20 protein-coding genes are annotated in these 16,905 nt (G+C 42.2%); all 20 read right to left on the reverse strand.

The genetic code is table 11. The features are described 5' to 3' along the window. Nucleotides 1-161: 161 nt before the first annotated feature. Nucleotides 162-1,862 (reverse strand): DNA repair protein RecN, encoded by a 1,701-nt coding sequence (gene recN, locus MKZ11_RS18105; RefSeq protein ID WP_340795755.1) that lies wholly within the window; start codon nt 1,860-1,862, stop codon nt 162-164. Between the two features lie 15 nt (nt 1,863-1,877). Beyond that, nucleotides 1,878-2,327 carry a transcriptional regulator AhrC/ArgR gene (gene ahrC, locus MKZ11_RS18110; protein ID WP_340795756.1) on the reverse strand — a complete coding sequence of 150 codons (450 nt, stop codon included), beginning with the start codon at nt 2,325-2,327 and terminating at the stop codon, nt 1,878-1,880. 184 nt (nt 2,328-2,511) lie between these two features. Further along, nucleotides 2,512-3,333: a TlyA family RNA methyltransferase gene (locus MKZ11_RS18115; RefSeq protein WP_340795757.1), complete on the reverse strand. Its 822-nt coding sequence runs from the start codon at nt 3,331-3,333 to the stop codon at nt 2,512-2,514. Beyond that, nucleotides 3,330-5,231 (reverse strand): 1-deoxy-D-xylulose-5-phosphate synthase, encoded by a 1,902-nt coding sequence (gene dxs, locus MKZ11_RS18120; RefSeq protein ID WP_340795758.1) that lies wholly within the window; start codon nt 5,229-5,231, stop codon nt 3,330-3,332. The genes MKZ11_RS18115 and dxs overlap by 4 nt, the downstream gene beginning before the upstream one ends. A 96-nt stretch (nt 5,232-5,327) precedes the next feature. Beyond that, the gene (locus MKZ11_RS18125) at nt 5,328-6,212 is read right to left on the reverse strand and encodes a polyprenyl synthetase family protein (RefSeq protein ID WP_340795759.1); all 885 of its coding nucleotides are present in this window, start codon (nt 6,210-6,212) and stop codon (nt 5,328-5,330) included. Beyond that, on the reverse strand, nt 6,205-6,447 hold the full coding sequence (locus MKZ11_RS18130; RefSeq protein WP_340795760.1) for an exodeoxyribonuclease VII small subunit: 243 nt from the start codon (nt 6,445-6,447) through the stop codon (nt 6,205-6,207). Before MKZ11_RS18130 ends, MKZ11_RS18125 begins: the two co-directional genes overlap by 8 nt. Next, nucleotides 6,448-7,803, reverse strand: a complete 1,356-nt coding sequence (gene xseA / locus MKZ11_RS18135; RefSeq protein WP_340795761.1) for an exodeoxyribonuclease VII large subunit — start codon at nt 7,801-7,803, stop codon at nt 6,448-6,450. It lies immediately after the preceding gene. Nucleotides 7,804-7,875: 72 nt separating this feature from the next. After that, entirely contained in the window at nt 7,876-8,751 is an 876-nt protein-coding gene (folD, locus tag MKZ11_RS18140) for a bifunctional methylenetetrahydrofolate dehydrogenase/methenyltetrahydrofolate cyclohydrolase FolD (RefSeq protein ID WP_340795762.1), read from the reverse strand. A gap of 24 nt (nt 8,752-8,775) precedes the next feature. Then, nucleotides 8,776-9,156 carry a transcription antitermination factor NusB gene (gene nusB / locus MKZ11_RS18145; RefSeq protein WP_340795763.1) on the reverse strand — a complete coding sequence of 127 codons (381 nt, stop codon included), beginning with the start codon at nt 9,154-9,156 and terminating at the stop codon, nt 8,776-8,778. A gap of 115 nt (nt 9,157-9,271) precedes the next feature. Further along, complete coding sequence (locus MKZ11_RS18150; protein ID WP_340795764.1) at nt 9,272-9,673, reverse strand: Asp23/Gls24 family envelope stress response protein; 402 nt, start codon at nt 9,671-9,673, stop codon at nt 9,272-9,274. Between the two features lie 18 nt (nt 9,674-9,691). Further along, the gene (gene accC / locus MKZ11_RS18155) at nt 9,692-11,038 is read right to left on the reverse strand and encodes an acetyl-CoA carboxylase biotin carboxylase subunit (RefSeq protein ID WP_340795765.1); all 1,347 of its coding nucleotides are present in this window, start codon (nt 11,036-11,038) and stop codon (nt 9,692-9,694) included. Nucleotides 11,039-11,051: 13 nt separating this feature from the next. Continuing rightward, entirely contained in the window at nt 11,052-11,549 is a 498-nt protein-coding gene (accB, locus tag MKZ11_RS18160) for an acetyl-CoA carboxylase biotin carboxyl carrier protein (RefSeq protein ID WP_340795766.1), read from the reverse strand. Between the two features lie 236 nt (nt 11,550-11,785). After that, entirely contained in the window at nt 11,786-12,334 is a 549-nt protein-coding gene (locus MKZ11_RS18165) for a SpoIIIAH-like family protein (RefSeq protein ID WP_340795767.1), read from the reverse strand. After that, the gene (locus tag MKZ11_RS18170; protein ID WP_340795768.1) at nt 12,321-12,791 is read right to left on the reverse strand and encodes a hypothetical protein; all 471 of its coding nucleotides are present in this window, start codon (nt 12,789-12,791) and stop codon (nt 12,321-12,323) included. Before MKZ11_RS18170 ends, MKZ11_RS18165 begins: the two co-directional genes overlap by 14 nt. Nucleotides 12,792-12,988: 197 nt before the next feature. Beyond that, entirely contained in the window at nt 12,989-13,888 is a 900-nt protein-coding gene (locus tag MKZ11_RS18175) for a stage III sporulation protein AE (RefSeq protein WP_340795769.1), read from the reverse strand. Nucleotides 13,889-13,903: 15 nt separating this feature from the next. Continuing rightward, nucleotides 13,904-14,281, reverse strand: a complete 378-nt coding sequence (locus MKZ11_RS18180) for a hypothetical protein (protein ID WP_340795770.1) — start codon at nt 14,279-14,281, stop codon at nt 13,904-13,906. Beyond that, a complete protein-coding gene (locus MKZ11_RS18185) occupies nt 14,281-14,490 on the reverse strand; it encodes a SpoIIIAC/SpoIIIAD family protein (protein WP_340795771.1) in 210 nt (69 codons plus the stop codon). Before MKZ11_RS18185 ends, MKZ11_RS18180 begins: the two co-directional genes overlap by 1 nt. Before the next feature lie 287 nt (nt 14,491-14,777). Then, nucleotides 14,778-15,335 (reverse strand): elongation factor P, encoded by a 558-nt coding sequence (efp, locus tag MKZ11_RS18190; RefSeq protein WP_340795772.1) that lies wholly within the window; start codon nt 15,333-15,335, stop codon nt 14,778-14,780. 25 nt (nt 15,336-15,360) lie between these two features. Further along, nucleotides 15,361-16,419 carry a M24 family metallopeptidase gene (locus MKZ11_RS18195; RefSeq protein ID WP_340795773.1) on the reverse strand — a complete coding sequence of 353 codons (1,059 nt, stop codon included), beginning with the start codon at nt 16,417-16,419 and terminating at the stop codon, nt 15,361-15,363. A gap of 4 nt (nt 16,420-16,423) precedes the next feature. Beyond that, the gene (aroQ, locus tag MKZ11_RS18200; protein ID WP_340795774.1) at nt 16,424-16,864 is read right to left on the reverse strand and encodes a type II 3-dehydroquinate dehydratase; all 441 of its coding nucleotides are present in this window, start codon (nt 16,862-16,864) and stop codon (nt 16,424-16,426) included. Between the last annotated feature and the right edge of the window lie 41 nt (nt 16,865-16,905).

Below are 16,905 nucleotides of genomic sequence, written 5' to 3' on the forward strand. Positions count from 1 at the left end.
AATGTTATGAAAGGGTAATTCAAGCAATTCAGGAATTCGAACTAAAAAATCCGTTTTTAGGTAAAAATAATTAAAAAATAAAAAAACGTGCATAATGTAGTATGCACGTTTTTTTATTTTTTAAATGGAAAGTATACGTTTTTCCACTGAAGCACTTTTTTTTACTCTCTAAACATTTTCTTGCGCTCAGTAGCCAACGTCAATAATTCCTCCGCATGTTTTAACGTTAGTGGAGTAGTTTCAGCACCGGACAGCATCCTCGACAATTCCTCTGTTCTGTCTGATTCCACAACATCATGAATTTCCGTCCTCGTCCTATCACTAATTACATCTTTTTTAATGAGATAATGGTGATCAGCCATTGCGGCAACTTGGGGCAAATGAGAAATACAAAGCACTTGGGAATGTGTGGCGATAATAGCGATTTTTTCAGCAATTGCTTGTGCTACCCTTCCGCTTACCCCCGTATCCACTTCGTCAAAAATAAGTGAAGTAACGCCTTGGTGTTTGGAGAAAATAGTCTTTATCGCCAACATAATACGGGAAATTTCGCCACCCGATGCTACTTTTACAAGTGGTTTCAATGGTTCTCCAACGTTCGTCGAAATTAGAAAGGTCACATCATCGTAACCGTTCGAATCGAAAGTACTTGCTGGTTTCCGAGTAATTTCCACTTTAAAAGAAGCTTTTCCCATATGAAGCTGTTGCAACTGTTCCATAATCGCTTTTTCTAATTGAATAGACGACTTTTGGCGAATAATCGATAATTCTCCTGCCTCTATTTCTAAGTCTTTCAAAATTTGGTCAAGTTTTTCCTGTTCAGCAGATAGACGCTCATCTCTGCTCACTAAACTATCAAGTTCCTCTGCAATTTTATTGCGGTACATAAGAATGTCCTCAATCGTTTTCCCATACTTTCTTTTAAGTGAAAGATGGAGGGCCAGACGCTCTTCAACTATTTCTAGTCTTGCAGGATCAAATTCCATATCATCGAGTATACTTTTCAGCTCATGCGCAGTATCTTGCAATGAATAGAAACTTGCTGCAATCGTTTCAGCGTGCGGCCTAAGGCTCTTATCAACAGAAGCTGCATCCTCAATATCACTCATTGCGGAACCGATCCAATCAAGTGCATGCGTATCAGCGCTGATCGACATGTATGCTGTATTCAAGCGTTCGTATAATCGATTGAAGTTTTGAAGTTTTTGTTTTTCCTCTTCAAGTTGGTTTTCTTCTCCAATGACAAGAGCAGCGGCATCGATCTCTTTCAGCTGGAATGAATACAAATCAATACGTTGAGCAACTTGTTGCTCATTATCATCCGCCTTCTCAAGCTTTCTTTTCAATTTCCGATAACTCTCGTACAGTTCAGAATAATTTTCATAAGCACGTTCAAGCTTTTCACCCGCAAAATGATCAAGCAAATGAATATGACTTCTTTCATGCATTAGTTCCTGGTTTTCATGTTGACCGTGAATGTCAATCAATTGGGAACCGATTTCCCTCAAAATAGCAATTGTCACGAGCTTACCATTGACTCGGCAAACTGTTTTGCCGTTCGAATTCAAATCACGGCGTAAAATAACGACGCCATCCTGCACGTCAATACCAAAATCAGCTAATTTCACGATGATAGGATGTGCTTCCTCTTCAATTGTGAAAAGTCCTTCCAATTCAGCTTTATTTGCACCGTGACGGATAAATTCCTGTGAACCTCGTCCACCTGCCAACAGTTGTACAGCATCGATGATAATTGATTTACCTGCACCTGTTTCCCCAGTCAAAACGGTGAGTCCTTCGTCAAAAGTTACTTCAAGGTGTTCAATGATTGCAAAGTTTTTTATGGAAATTTCACGTAACAATTGCTGTCACCTCTTTCAAAGCATCGCTAACAATTTTTCTCTCACCACTGCTGTTAAGGAATCGTCACGGCAGATGATTAGGCATGTGTCATCGCCGCAAATCGTTCCAAGAATTTCTTCCCACCCGAGATGATCCAACAAAGATCCAACCGCCTGCGCATTTCCAGGAAGCGTTTTCAAAATAATAAAATGACCAGCCCCATCTATGCTGACAAATGCGTCAGTCAACATACGGTGAAGCTTTTGCTCCGTGTTGTACTTATGTACGGGTGGAAGGCTATATTTGTAATTACCATTAGATAAAGGGACTTTAATAAGATGCATTTCTTTTATATCACGCGAAACGGTCGCTTGCGTTACTTCTACCCCAGCCGCCTTTAAGCTATCTACGAGCTGATCCTGTGTTTCTATTTCAAAATTCGAGATAATATCTCGGATGCGTATTTGTCTATGCCCTTTATTCATACCATTCACTCCCATACAAAATAATAAGGTCCTTTTTCATACTGTACCACCGATTTTTTCCTGCAACAAGAATATAAGCGCAGGGTGCCCGTCCGGATACGAAAGACATAAAATAGACCGTTATTCACAGTTCGATATGTTGTAGTTTTCCGAGGAACAAGAAAAGCACGCAACTTAATGCGCGCTATTGCAATTCTTTGTACGCCTCTTCAACAAGGTTATTAAATGAAACTTCGTCAAATGCTGTTTCGGCATTGTCTTCAGAAGTTAAGTGGAATAGAAACTCTATGTTCCCTTCCCCGCCAGTGACAGGAGAAAATGAAATTCCACGAAGACTGAATCCATCTTGGATTGATGCATCAGCAATTCTTTTTAATACTTCAAGATGAATGGATTTTTCCCTGACGACACCTTTTTTCCCAACTTTCCCTTTCCCGGCCTCGAATTGCGGCTTAACGAGGACTATGACATCACCGCCAGTGGCAATAATTCGTTTTAATGCGGGCAGGATAAGTGTCAAGGAGATGAAGGAAACATCGATTGTAGCAAACTGTGGGATGCCTTCGGTGAAAATTTCCGGTGTTGCATGTCTGAAGTTCGTTCTTTCCATAACCGTTACACGGGAATCTTGACGTATTTTCCACGCTAATTGATTGTACCCGACATCAAGCGCATAGCAATGTAACGCACCATTTTGAAGAGCACAATCTGTGAATCCGCCTGTTGAGGCACCGATATCAAGCACAATTTTGCCTTTAACGTTAGCATCAAATTGCTCAAGTGCTTTTTCAAGCTTCAAACCGCCTCGACTGACGTATTTCAGTTTGGAACCCTTGACTGCAAGCGGCGCGTCTGAAAATATTTTTTCACCTGGTTTATCTAACCTTGTTTCAGCGGAAAAAACGATGCCCGCCATTATGGAACGCTTTGCTTGTTCCCTTGTTTCAAAGAGACCACGCGCGACCAATAGGACATCTACCCGCTCTTTTGGCGCACGATTTGTCATACTTGTTCCCTTTCCACTGCTTGCATTTTAATAAATGATTCCATATTTTCAACTAGATGATTTGAAGTCATGCCTATTTCTTCAAGTAGGTCGTCGACATTACCATGTTCAATGAACTGATCTGGAATTCCCATGCGTCGAACCGGTACAGCAGTTTGAAGGGTATCATGTGCATATTCAAGTACTGCACTGCCGAAACCGCCGGCGAGAACCGCCTCTTCTACAGTAATAATCGGCATTCCACTTGCGAAAATCGTGTCCAACATTGCCGTATCAAGCGGTTTGATGAATCTCGCATTGACGACTTTCACATTGATTCCTTTAGTAAATAATATATTAGCTGCTTCCAGTGCCATCGGGATTGTTGTTCCGAACGTCAAAATTACTCCATCCTGTCCTTCACGCAACACTTCCCATGAACCGATCGGAATTGGATGTAATGTCTCATCCATTGTTACACCGAGTCCATTCCCTCTTGGATAACGCATCACAATTGGACCTTCATCGTAATCTATGGCAGTTTTCACCATATGCTGTCCTTCGTTTTCGTCTTTCGGCATCATAATGACCAGATTCGGCATATGTCTAAGGAATGCGATATCGAAGACACCCTGATGTGTTTCGCCGTCGGCACCTACCAGGCCCGCACGGTCAATGCCGATAAAGACATTCAAGTTCTGCCTCGAAATATCATGAAGCATTTGATCGTAAGCCCGTTGCATAAATGTCGAATAGATTGCAAGAAACGGTTTCATCCCTTGAGTTGCAAGACCGGCTGCCATCGTTGTTGCATGCTGTTCAGCTATACCTACATCGAAGAAACGATCCGGAAATTCTGTCGCAAATGATTCAAGTTTTGAACCGACTGGCATTGCAGGTGTAATCGCCACGATTCGACGGTCTTCACGTGCAATAGTTCGGACTGTTTCTGCAACAAGTCCACTCCACGACGGTGCGGTAGATGATGATTTAACAAAATCACCTGTTTCGATTTTATAAGGTCCCGTACCATGCCAAGTGCCGATTTTATCGTCTTCCGCAGGGCTGTATCCTTTGCCTTTTTTCGTAATAACATGAAGAAGGACAGGCCCATCCATTTTCTTCGCATATTGGATATTACGCTCGAGATCATTGAAATCGTGGCCGTCAATCGGACCAAGATATGTGAAGCCAAGCTCTTCGAAAAAGACGCCCGAAACAAGTAGATATTTCAAGCTATCTTTTACACGTTCTGCGGCAGTAGCAAGTTTGCCTCCAACAGCCGGAATTTTCTTCAAGATATATTCAAGTTCATCTTTTGCACTCTTATATTTACCAGCAGTTCTCAGTTTTCCCAGGACTGCATGAAGCGCACCGACATTGGGGGCAATTGACATTTCATTGTCATTCAAAATGACAATCATGTTCGTTTTTGCATGGCCAATATGATTAAGTGCTTCAAGTGCCATACCGCCTGTAAGCGCACCATCACCGATGACTGGTATTACATAATTCGAATCGCCTTTGATGTCTCGGGCAGCCGCCATTCCCATAGCGGCGGAAAGTGAAGTAGAACTGTGGCCAGTTTCCCATACATCATGATCGCTTTCAATTCGTTTCGGAAAACCGCACAAACCTTTATATTTTCTAAGTGAATCGAAATTACCTGCACGCCCAGTTAGTATTTTATGGACATACGCCTGATGCCCAACATCCCAAATGATTTTATCATCAGGACTATCAAAATGCCTATGAAGTGCAATTGTCAGTTCGACTACGCCAAGATTCGGCCCTATATGGCCACCTGTAACAGATAATTTCTCAATAAGGAATTTCCGAACTTCTGCTGCTAATTCCATCATCTGTTCCTTATCGAGTTTTTTAATAAAAGATGGACTAGTAATTTCTGTGAGTTCCATCGTTATCACACACCTTCACAAATTAATTGCCACGGATAATACTGCGCTGCCTACATTATAACAAGAAGGACGTTCAGTACAACAATTTGGTTCACTTCACGATTTCCGTTCTACGATATAATCCGCAAACAATCCTAGAAGTGGATGCTCCATTTCCAGAAATGCAAGAGAATCTCTTGCACATTGGTGATGTTTTTCCAGTCGTGACATTGCACCTTCCAGTCCGAGAAGTGACGGATACGTCGACTTCTCGCTTAACGCATCGCTCCCTGCTGTCTTACCAAGTTCTTCCGTCGTGGATGTAATATCTAAAATATCATCTTGAATTTGAAAAGCGAGTCCAATATGGTAGGCAAAGTCTCTCAACTTCGCAGTTTTTTCTTCATTTAAACCCGCTAGTATTGCACCGGCCACGATGCAAAATGACAATAGGGCCCCAGTTTTATTAACATGTATGTTTTCGAGTTCAAATAGAGATAAGGTTTTTGTTTCACCTTCAATATCGAGCATCTGTCCGCCAACCATACCAGTTGAACCCGAGGCGTCTGCCAGTAAACGAATGATTCGAAGTGTGTCTTGTGCAGACGTATCCGATAAATGAGTCAAACTTCCGAATGCCAGAGTTTGTAGTGCATCTCCTGCAAGTACGGCAACTGCTTCCCCATAAATGATATGGTTCGTCGGTTTGCCGCGCCTAAAATTATCATCATCCATAGAAGGCAAGTCATCGTGGATGAGGGAATACGTATGCAAAAATTCAGCAGCACAAGCTACCGTCAAGGCATCTTGTGAGTCGACACCAAGGTCTTCGAGCGTGGCTAGGACGAGAAGTGGCCGGATTCGTTTCCCTCCGGCATTGATTGAATAGGCCATCGAGGACTTCAATGTTTCAGATACATTCGCTGCCCCTAGCAGGCTATTCAGTTTTTCATCGATAACAGGTAATTTTTCTGCGATGAATCGTTGCAATTCCTTATGCATTCGAATCAGACCCTTTTGCCGGATCAAACTCTGTTTTGTTGCCATCTTTGTCGATTATAGAAATAAGCTGTTTTTCAGCATCCTGTAATTTCCCGTGGCAATAAGCAGACAGTTCCATCCCTTTTTTGTAAAGTGTAATTGCGTCTTCCAGTGGTACATCCCCTGTTTCAAGTTTCTGGACGACTTCCTCTAAATTAAGCATCGCTTCTTCAAAGCGAATCGGCTCTTTTTCCAATTAAACTTCCTCCCCTTCGTTCATTGTAATCGATTGAACCACCGCTTCCGCAGTCCCATCTTGTAAACGGATTTGGATATTGCCACCGACTTCTAGCGATTTGACTGATTTGGCGACTTCATTTTCCTGGTAAACAATCGAATATCCGCGTTCCATTACAGTAAGCGGGTTAAGTGCCTTCAGCATGCGTACTGATGCATGGAAACGATCACTCCGGATGCGGACATCTTGATGCACTCCCCTTGTAAGGCGTTCCGTAAGGACAGCTATACTTCGATGTCCTTCTTTGATTCGCTGTTCAGGCGAGAAAGAAGACAGCATACTACTTAATCTTTGATGTTGGGATTTACGATAGCCCGTTATATCTTGCCCGCTTCGCGATAGTCTTCCTTCAAGACCGATCAATCTCTCGGTGAATGGGCGATAAAGCCGTTCCGGAAATTGAAGGGGATAGGATGTTTCTAAAGTTGTCAGACGTTTGCGTTCACTTTTCAGTTGATTGGAGAGCGCATTATAAATCGCGCGTTTCCTATCCAACAGCTTTTCAAACAACTCATCACGTGCTGGAACTGCCATTTCAGCAGCTGCTGTAGGAGTAGGTGCTCTTTTGTCCGATACAAAATCGGCAATTGTTGTGTCGGTTTCATGCCCTACTGCACTAATAATCGGAACTCGGCATGAAAAAATCGCACGTGCGACCGACTCTTCATTGAATGCCCATAAGTCTTCAATGGAACCGCCACCGCGTCCAACAATTAGAACATCAATGGATCCATATGTATCTGCCTGTTCGATTGATTTGATGATGGAAGGAGCAGCATTCGGTCCCTGTACAATCGCCGGAAATAAAATGATTTCCGCAAGCGGGTAACGCCTTTCAATGGTTGAACAGATATCTTGGATTGCAGCACCTGATTGCGCCGTAACTACACCGATTTTAGTTGGAAACGATGGAACAGGTCTTTTCCAACGTGCATCGAAGAGACCTTCTTTTCCAAGGCTTTCCTTCAATTGTTCAAATGCTAAATAAAGCGCACCGATACCATCCGGCTGCATTGTTTGGACATATAATTGATAGTTTCCGCTAGTTTCGAAAACTGTTACATCACCCGTAATAAGCACGTTCATACCGTTTTCAGGTCTGAATTTGAGCGCAGATGCGTTTGAACGGAACATTGCTGATTGGATTCTGCTTTTTTCATCCTTCAAGGTAAAATAAATATGTCCGCTTGGGTGGCTTTTTACATTCGACAGTTCGCCTTTAACGTAGACGTTCCGCAAATGTGGGTCTGCGTCAAACTTGCGTTTAATATATTTCGTTAATGCTTGTACAGACAAGTGTGGGTTTCTGGTCAACATTCCCGCCTCCCGATTCTTGACGTATAGAAACGCTGTCTTTTCGATAAAAAACAGCGTCCGTCCATTTTTTTATAGTTGTTGCGAACATCTTCCTTCTGCGCAAGCTCTTTCCGCGCTATGAAGTGTATTTTTCAGTAACATCGTAATCGTCATCGGACCTACCCCGCCTGGAACCGGAGTAATGGCTGAAGCTTTTGTTTTCGCTGATTCAAAATCGACGTCTCCACATAATTTACCGTTCTCATCGCGGTTCATACCGACATCAATCACGACTGCGCCTTCTTTAATATGCGCATCTGTAATGAATTTCGTCTTGCCTATTGCGACAATGAGAATATCAGCTTGTTTCGTAAACGATGCTAAATCATTCGTTTTAGAGTGACAGTATGTGACTGTAGCATCACGCTGTAAAAGTAATTGGCCCATCGGTTTTCCGACAATATTGCTGCGCCCGACAATAACTGCATGTTTACCACTAATTTCAGTACCTGTCCGTTCAAGAAGTTTAATAATTCCGTAGGGCGTACATGACAGGAATGATTTTTGACCGATAATCATCTTTCCAACGTTTTCCGGATGGAATCCGTCAACGTCTTTTGTCGGATCAATTGCACGGATGACGAGGTTCTCATCGATATGATTCGGTAAGGGAAGTTGAACAAGAATGCCATGAATTGAATCATCATTGTTTAATCTTGTGACGTGGTTGAGTAACTCCTCTTCAGATACAGTAACGGGAAGCTCAATCAGTTCTGATTTCATGCCTGCTTCAAAACTCGATTTTTGCTTGTTCTTTACATATGTACGAGAAGCCTGGTTCTCACCAACAAGAACGACCGCAAGACCCGGTTGACATCCCTGCTCTTTCAGTACAGTTACTCTTTCCTTTATTTCTTCCCTGATTTCTTTTCCGATTGCTATTCCATCGATTAGTTTTCCACTCATCTGAATCCCCCCAAATAGCTTCACTTATTTTTCTTCGAATTTTGATAGAACACCATTCACAAAACGGCCTGACTTTTCATCGCCGAATGTTTTGCACAACTCGATTGCTTCATTTAAGACCACTCTGTGCGGTACTTCTTCGTTAAATAATAGTTCATAGACAGCAATTCGCAAGACGGTCCGTTCAATTTTCGGAAGACGGTCTAATGACCAATTTTCCAATTTTCCCGCCAGGACCTCATCTATTGCTTCTTTATTTTGCACTGTTCCCCGCACGAGCTGTTCATAGAATCGGTTTGCAGGCTCATCTATAATGTAATTAATAGCCTCATCTATACTCAGTTCCGTATTATCAAGCTGAAAAAGGGTTTGTACTGCTTTCTCACGTGCTTCTCGTCGTTTCATCTTCTTATTCTCCTCCACTACCGTATCTCTAGGGCATTATCATAGCATAAACAGGGCCACCATATACAGTATGACAAGTTGAAAAGCATCATCCGGTTGGACGATGCTTTTCAGATCATACCGTTTCCGTACCAGCCTCGAACTGGATGCCTGTAATATGGACGTTGACTTCTTTCGTTTCAAGGGAAGTCATGTGGAAAATTGCATGACGAATTTGTTTTTGAATTTCTACGGCAATGGCGGGTAATGAGTAGCCATATTCAACAACGCAATATACGTCAATTGTCAAGCCCTCTTCAGACCATTCCGTTTTGACGCCTTTACCATGGTTCACTTTACCGAACTTTTCCGCGACTCCTGTGGCAAAGTTTCCTCTTGTATTTGCGACGCCTTTTACTTCTGTTGTCGCAATCCCGATAATCACTTCAAGTACTTCGGGAGCAAGCTGGACACGTCCAAGCTCACCATTCCCCGACGGAGCCATTCCGACGAATGCTGGAATTGTTTTGTCAGCCATATCCGAATCTCCTCCCCTTTAGTTCATAATCGTATATTTTTCAAGAAATTTCGTATCAAAGTCTCCTGATTGGAAAACCTTATTGTCCATAAGTCTCAAATGGAAAGGAATGGTTGTATCAACGCCCTCAACGATAAATTCATCAAGTGCTCGTTTCATCCTAGCTACGGCTTCTTCCCTTGTATCCGCGTGTACGATTAACTTCGCAACCATCGAGTCGTAAAATGGAGGAATGGAATAACCAGTGTACATCGCTGAGTCGACACGAACCCCAAAACCGCCGGGTGGAACGTACATTGTTACTTTTCCCGGTGAAGGCATAAAGTTTTTCGATGGATTTTCTGCATTGATACGGCATTCGATTGACCAGCCATTGATTTTGATATCTTCTTGAGTAAGTGTCAATTTTTCACCCGATGCAATTTTTAATTGCTGTTTGACTAAATCGATGCCCGTGACCATTTCAGTGATTGTATGCTCAACCTGGATGCGGGTGTTCATTTCCATAAAGTAAAATTGTTGGTTAATATGATCAAAAATAAATTCAACCGTGCCGGCTCCGCGGTAATTTACTGCTTGAGCCGCTTTTACTGCTGCTTCTCCCATCGCATTACGCAATTCAGGTGTCAATGCTGGAGACGGCGCCTCTTCCAAAAGCTTCTGCATCCTGCGTTGAATAGAACAATCACGTTCGCCAAGATGAATTGTATTGCCGTATTTATCGGCAAGTACTTGGACTTCGACGTGGCGGAATACTTCCACGAACTTTTCCAGGTAAACGCCCGGATTGCCAAAAGCGGCTGCTGCTTCTTTTTGTGTAATATTAATACCTTTTGTCAGCTCGGCAGAATCTCTTGCAACACGAATACCTTTTCCTCCGCCGCCAGCTGTTGCTTTAATGATAACAGGAAACCCGATTTTTTCAGCAATAATGAGCGCTTCATGTTCGTCAGCAACGATTCCGGTAGAACCAGGAACGATTGGTACCCCTGCTTCCCGCATCGTTTCACGAGCAACATCCTTCGTACCCATTCGTGAGATCGCATCAGCAGTGGGACCTATAAATTCAATATTAACTTCTTCACAGAGTTCTGCGAAACTCGCATTTTCTGCAAGAAAACCATACCCTGGATGAATTCCATCACAGCCTGTTAGTTTGGCAACACTGATTATATTTGAAAAGTTAAGGTAGCTGTCTTTTGATAACCGAGGTCCGATACAATAAGCTTCATCCGCCAACTCGACATGAAGAGCATCCTGATCGGCTTCTGAATAAACCGCGACCGTTTTCATGCCAAGTTCTTTACAAGCTCTGATGATACGTACTGCAATTTCACCACGGTTAGCTATTAAAACTTTTTTCATTTTTCATTCCTCCTCAATTAGCTCTTACAAGGAAGAGAGGTTGTCCGTATTCAACGAGCTGACCGTCTTTTACGAGAATCTCAACGATTTCCCCTGAAACTTCCGCTTCAATTTCATTGAATAATTTCATCGCTTCTACGATGCATACGATGGCTTCTGGTTTCACGCTGTCACCTTTTTGTACATATGCTGGCACATCGGGTGAAGATGCAGAGTAGAACGTACCAACCATCGGTGATGTGATTTTAATCAGATTTGGATCTTCTATTTGCACTGCAGCAAGGTCAGCTGGTTTTTCCTGTTGAAGAGCAATTACTTCTTCAATTTTCGGAACTGGCACAGCAGGAATTTCCTGCTGAATAGATGGTGCTGTTTCTACGATTGTTGAAGCTTTCTGTCCATTCCCTTTTTTCAATTCGAGTTTTGCACCGTCTACTTCATAAGAAAACTTTTCAATTGAAGATTGATCAATTAGTTTAATGATTTCACGTATTTCTTGAATTTTTAGCATGATCGATTCTCCTGACTCCATTATAATTACGTTCTTTATCTATTTTAGACGTTTTCACTCCATATTGAAATAGATAATGGTCATTTGTCTTTTAAATTGCTGTGATATATTAAAAACGGCAGTGCCTGTTAGTCCAGAAAATCGCTGTAGTCTAGATATTGCCCCGTGCCGAAATTTTATACTTTCTTATCTTTAAACAAAAAAAAGACCCCGTTTAGGGCCTTCATTTTCCTTAATTATTCTGGGTCGCCGGTAAAACTGACTTGCACATTTTTGGCGTCATCCCAACTCGTCATGACGTAATGAGTGATTTCTTCCGCCATTTTTGACGAATGTCCTTCCGAGGAGAGGACAGTTATTTTCACTTCTCCGGCTTCATTATGGACAAACGCCTCTGGATACCCAAGTGCTTTAATTTGTAATTCCATCAGCGCTTCAGCTGATTCACTTTTCGAGAGTTGTGCCATCTCATCGAACACTTCGTTTTTTTGTTCAGCTGTATAATCCGAAGATGTCATTTTAGTTAACAATTGCTCTTCTTGCTTGCTCCGCTGATTACGGACTTCCATTCTCATTTCTTCAAAAACAAGAGCCTCTGCAAAAACAGGTGTGGTTTTTTCTGCATCGTCCTTGTTCTCTGCCAATTTTATGGACTTCTCCGTATCTTTGAAAATAGTCATACCATCGAACGGCATCGGAGCTTTTTCCTTGATGTAATAGATCGAGATAACTGCGACCAGGCTGAGCAATGTTAAAAACCATACTGTTCTTTTATTCGTTTTCATTAGTATTCCCCCTTTTATTCATTTCAACGATGACGATTCGGTGTTCTGGCAGCTGAAGGACGGTTGACAAAATGTGAGATAGTTCGTTTTGAATTTTGAAGTCTTCCGCCCCTTCTGCTACGACTAGAATGCCTTGCAACTTACTTCCTTTGGTAGTCGATGCGTTGGATATTGAAAAGTAATCGGATAGCGGATTGGCAGATTCTCCATTTTCATAATGAGGATAGAGTAAAACTTCCCCGATTCCCTCAATTCTCATCAGCGCCTCTTCTAGTGCTGCATATTCCCGGCTCTCCTCCTTCTTTCCCTTCTCCCCCCCGATAACGCCAAGACTGGAATTGATGAAAATGATGACCAGGATAACAATAGTGCCGAGGAGGATCGTATGAATTTTTCTTTTCGGTTTCTCCATATCATCACCATTTTCGTTCATTGAGCCGCTTGTACGACCTGTCATCAATGATTCATATTATGCAGTTTCAAGAGAAGCTATGACCAAAAATATTGAAGATTGATTGAATCATCCAAATTCCCATTGCTAGTTTAATAATGGGCAAGAAGTTATCTTCTGTTTCTTTTGGAAATAACAATAAAATCGTTGAAGCTAAAAGGGTAATTAGCAGAACGCCTGTTAAAAAGACTCCATTCCTAACCTCATTTCATCGTAGTAATAAGCTTAACAAGGATAATAGAAAACAGGGCTGTGTAGATAAATGCAAAAGCGATAAGAAATGAAACCGCACATAACACAAATAGTGTTTTCCCGATATCATCCAAAATGCCGGTAACATCTTCATTCGCAAATGGTTCGATCAGTGCTGCAGTCCATCTGTAGAAGAATGCCGTAATTAATGTCTTAAATGAGGGGATAAGCGCTACAGTCCATATTGCGGATATAAGCCATCCCCCCGCAAAAACACTGGCTCCAGATGAATAGCGACCAATCGTCCCCATACTGTCAGTCATAAATGAGCCGATGAGCGGGACGTTTTGGCGTATCAGCTCTTTAATCGGCTCGCTTGCTAAGCCTGTAAGTGCCCAAGACATCGTGCCTCCTACTGTGATAAATATAGAATAGGCTGCAACAACCGCCGAAACCGTACCAAGAAGGGTCGTCCGAATTAAATCCGCCATTTTTGTAAATGGGACAGCGGGAAGAATCCTGGTTACTAGATCTAAAATAAGCGCAGCTGTTAAAAGCGGGATAAGTACCTTCTCTGTTAGAACAATTGCACCGTTAGCAAATAATAGCATCGCTGGCTGAAAGTTCAGCATGCTGAATGCGCCACCTGCAGCAACCATACTGGCCGTCAGTATCGGATAAATAGAAATGAACATCATCGATATAGAGTTTGCAATATCACGAATGAGCGCTAAATGTTCAAGTGCAGGCTGTAAGACAACTGTTACGACAATAAAAATCAGGATCATTCTCGTCCATTTCGCAAACGAAGGAAACAAGAAATCCACCAACAATGCCATAAATGTTGAGATAATAATAATGACAAAGCTTGACAATACGGTTCCGAGTATCGTTTCTATAAAGGAGATCATGAATGCCCCGCCCGTTCATTTTGTAATGAGTGCTGTGAGTAATTCGATTAGTGTTGACGTATGTTGCATCCACAAAGTAAGTATGGCGATTTTCACAGTGAAGTGTGTTACTGATGCAAGTGAACCGTAACCTGCCTCTTCGATATGTTTTGCGATAAGCTCGGACACATAAAAAAGAATGGCACTGCCTATCAACAATTTTGGAAATGGATCCGGCAACGGTTCAAACAATGCAACAAAGTATTTGCCAAACGGCAAGACTATAGTGCTAAGGAGGTGGAGTAGAAAATAGAAAAAAATTGACGTATACAAAAGCGGCTGTAATTTAGGTACGGTAAATGAAATGAGGAGAAGAATAAGGAAGACGACAATTGACTGGACTAAAGTTAACATCAGACCGACATCGACAACCACTGGAAAAACTCCGTGATTTCCGAGAAGAAAACCTTAAGAAAGCGGAGCATTTCTGCAGTGATGTATATATACGCGATAAAAAATAAGAAAAAAGAAAACTCCTTCCTGCCCGTCTGCTCGAAGAAGATATGCAGAAAACCAATGACTAAACCGATACCGGCAACACGAAGCAAATCATTTAATTCCATCCGGTATTCCCCCCATTGCACTATCCTATGTGCGAGGGTCTCTTCATATGAAAAAAACACCTTGCATCCCGATTGGGTAGCAAGGTGTTTTTCGGTTTTACTATATAAGTTAGAAGAAAGAATTAAAATAAAGCTTTCCTTCAATTACACTACGGCGCTTTCAGTCTGATGGCTCCGGCTATTTAGTATCCAGTTACTGACACAAAATAGCGCCTGCGCTCAGTTTAATATAACAGATACAATATTTTAACCTATATTAGCTATGTGATGAAATGAATGGTCTTTCCTTAAGCGCGAGAAACATATTCAGATTCCACTGTGTTGATGATGAGTTTATCACCGATATTGACGAAGAATGGTACTTGGACGACAACGCCCGTTTCCATTTTAGCAGGCTTAGAACCGCCGCTTGCTGTATCGCCTTTGATGCCTGGCTCAGTTTCTGCAACTTCTAGTATAACTGTTACTGGCAGCTCAACACCAAGTACTTCGTCTTTAAATAAGATTACATGAACTTCCATATTCTCTTTCAGGAATTTCAACTCATCTTCAATTTGCTTTTCAGGGAGTTCAATTTGTTCGTATGATTCATTATCCATGAAAACATGATCGTCACCGTTTGCATAAAGATACTGCATACGACGATTATCAATTTGCGCTTTTGCAACTTTCTCTCCGGCACGGAACGTTTTTTCATTGACGTTGCCTGAGCGGAGGTTACGCAGTTTCGAGCGTACGAATGCTGCACCTTTACCTGGTTTCACGTGCTGGAAGTCCATGACGCGCCAAATATCCCCGTCAAATTCGATTGTTAATCCTGTTTTAAAGTCGTTTACTGAAATCAAGATGATTCCTCCAATTGATAATAGATTATAAGATAAGTAGTTCTTTTGTTGAATGTGTCAGACGTTCATTGCCGTCTTGCGTCATGATGATATCGTCTTCGATACGGACGCCGCCGATCCCAGGCAGATAGATGCCAGGCTCAACCGTGACAACCATATTTGGTACAAGCACCATTTCAGAACGGAAAGACAGTGCCGGACCTTCATGCACTTCCAGACCAATACCGTGTCCTGTAGAATGGCCGAATGCTTCACCATAGCCTTTTGATTTGATGTAATCTCGTGCAATGGCGTCTGCTTCTATCCCTGTCATACCCGGTTTTATTTCTTTTAAAGCAAGTTCTTGCGCCGCGAGAGTCACTTCGTAAATTTCTTTCAATTTGTCAGAAGGTTCTCCGACAGCGACAGTACGTGTTATGTCTGAAATATAGCCTTCGTACAATGCCCCGAAGTCAAGTGTAACCAGGTCACCCGATTCGATTACCTTGTCTGTTGCAACGCCATGTGGAAACGCCCCCCGTAAACCTGACGCTACAATAATTGAAAATGAAGACGAAGTTGCTCCTTGCTTACGCATAGCAAACTCAAGTTCATTTGACACTTCCAGTTCCGTCACGCCTGGTTTGATAAACGTACAAATATGTGTAAAGGCATCATCCGCAATTTTTGCCGCTTTTCTTAAAACAGCCAGTTCGTCTTCTGTTTTTACCATGCGCAATTTCTCAACGAGTCCTGAAACAGGCTTCAGCTCAGCTTCGACCTTATCATTATATAACTCGTAAAGACCGAATGACATATCATCTTTTTCGAAACCGACTGTTTGAAGCTTCATGTTTTTCACTTGTTCTGCCACTTCTTCAATGATTGTTGTCGTATGTTGAACGATACGGAAACCATTGATTTCCTTTTCTGCCTGTTCAGTATAACGGAAGTCTGTAATGAATACCGCATCGTCAGACGAGATTAGTGCAAGTCCTGCTGTCCCTGTAAATCCTGTCATATAACGACGGTTGTACGGATTTGTTACAAGTAATGCGTCGATACCACGTTCTTTTAACAATTCACGAAGTTTAGTCAATTTCACAGCTTCATACCCCTTTTCTTTGGAGAAGGAAAGCGTGGAAGGCGAGTTCATAACCATCCGTGCCGAACCCTGATAACTGGCCAATACAAACGGGTGCAATTACGGATTTCTGTCTAAACGGTTCACGGCTATGTATGTTCGAAATATGTATTTCGATGACAGGTACACTAACTGACGCGACAGCATCACGCAGGGCGATACTATAATGCGTAAACGCCCCCGGATTAAAAATAATCCCATCCAGACCAACATCCTCCGCCTCGTGAACCTTATCGATTAAAGCACCTTCCGAGTTAGATTGGAAGAACCCTAGTTCAACACCTTCCAACGAAGCGATCTTGTCTAGATTACGTTCAACGTCCTCCAATGTTTTTGCGCCATAAATACCCGGCTCTCTCTTTCCAAGCCTGTTAAGATTGGGTCCGTTCAGAATCAGTAACTTCATCGCCGCACCATTCCCCTCACCGTTATCTTTCCCATTTTATC

Source organism: Sporosarcina sp. FSL K6-1508 (genome assembly GCF_038007465.1).
Classification (GTDB): Bacteria; Bacillota; Bacilli; order Bacillales_A; family Planococcaceae; genus Sporosarcina; species Sporosarcina psychrophila_B.

What these genes read in the sequence shown, in the direction of transcription:
- MKZ11_RS18170 (WP_340795768.1), bottom strand. Translation starts at nt 12,791, where the DNA reads ATGACAGGTCGTACAAGCGGCTCAATGAACGAAAATGGTGATGATATG.
- aroQ (WP_340795774.1), bottom strand. Translation starts at nt 16,864, where the DNA reads ATGAAGTTACTGATTCTGAACGGACCCAATCTTAACAGGCTTGGAAAG.
- dxs (WP_340795758.1), bottom strand. Translation starts at nt 5,231, where the DNA reads ATGGAACTCACAGAAATTACTAGTCCATCTTTTATTAAAAAACTCGAT.
- accB (WP_340795766.1), bottom strand. Translation starts at nt 11,549, where the DNA reads ATGCTAAAAATTCAAGAAATACGTGAAATCATTAAACTAATTGATCAA.
- ahrC (WP_340795756.1), bottom strand. Translation starts at nt 2,327, where the DNA reads ATGAATAAAGGGCATAGACAAATACGCATCCGAGATATTATCTCGAAT.
- MKZ11_RS18150 (WP_340795764.1), bottom strand. Translation starts at nt 9,673, where the DNA reads ATGGCTGACAAAACAATTCCAGCATTCGTCGGAATGGCTCCGTCGGGG.
- MKZ11_RS18180 (WP_340795770.1), bottom strand. Translation starts at nt 14,281, where the DNA reads ATGTTAACTTTAGTCCAGTCAATTGTCGTCTTCCTTATTCTTCTCCTC.
- MKZ11_RS18115 (WP_340795757.1), bottom strand. Translation starts at nt 3,333, where the DNA reads ATGACAAATCGTGCGCCAAAAGAGCGGGTAGATGTCCTATTGGTCGCG.
- MKZ11_RS18125 (WP_340795759.1), bottom strand. Translation starts at nt 6,212, where the DNA reads ATGCATAAGGAATTGCAACGATTCATCGCAGAAAAATTACCTGTTATC.
- nusB (WP_340795763.1), bottom strand. Translation starts at nt 9,156, where the DNA reads ATGAAACGACGAGAAGCACGTGAGAAAGCAGTACAAACCCTTTTTCAG.
- folD (WP_340795762.1), bottom strand. Translation starts at nt 8,751, where the DNA reads ATGAGTGGAAAACTAATCGATGGAATAGCAATCGGAAAAGAAATCAGG.
- accC (WP_340795765.1), bottom strand. Translation starts at nt 11,038, where the DNA reads ATGAAAAAAGTTTTAATAGCTAACCGTGGTGAAATTGCAGTACGTATC.
- MKZ11_RS18185 (WP_340795771.1), bottom strand. Translation starts at nt 14,490, where the DNA reads ATGGAATTAAATGATTTGCTTCGTGTTGCCGGTATCGGTTTAGTCATT.
- MKZ11_RS18175 (WP_340795769.1), bottom strand. Translation starts at nt 13,888, where the DNA reads ATGATCTCCTTTATAGAAACGATACTCGGAACCGTATTGTCAAGCTTT.
- MKZ11_RS18165 (WP_340795767.1), bottom strand. Translation starts at nt 12,334, where the DNA reads ATGAAAACGAATAAAAGAACAGTATGGTTTTTAACATTGCTCAGCCTG.